Annotated in this window: 1 protein-coding gene; it reads left to right on the forward strand. The window is 73.1% G+C overall.

Annotated elements, in window-relative coordinates; genetic code table 11:
• Positions 1–387, forward strand: a 387-nt coding sequence (locus tag E4T82_RS12325) for a transaldolase family protein (RefSeq protein WP_280842419.1), incomplete at both ends; no start/stop codon positions are given.

Raw genomic sequence — 387 nt, forward strand, 5'->3', positions numbered from 1 at the left:
ATCGCGACCCGCTCCGTGACCGGCGTGACGACGAACCCCTCCATCTTCGCCCTTGCCCTGAAGGACGCGGACGCCTACGAGGCGCAGCTGGCCGAGCTCGCCGCGGCCGGTGCCACCGTCGACGACGCCGTCACGGCGCTGACGACGACGGACGTGCGCCGCGCCGCAGACGTCCTTGCGCCCGTGCACGAGGCGACGGGTGGAGCGGACGGCTTCGTGTCCATCGAGGTGGACCCCCGCCTCGCGCGGGACACCGACGGGACGATCGCGCAGGCCCGCGAGCTGGCCGCCGTCGTGGACCACCCGAACCTCATGGTGAAGATCCCCGCCACGGTGGAGGGCCTGCCGGCCATCTCCGCGGTGCTCGCCGAGGGCATCAGCGTGAAC

Origin of the sequence: Streptococcus cuniculi (genome assembly GCF_004570575.1) — a bacterium.
Classification (GTDB): domain Bacteria; phylum Bacillota; class Bacilli; order Lactobacillales; family Streptococcaceae; genus Streptococcus; species Streptococcus cuniculi_A.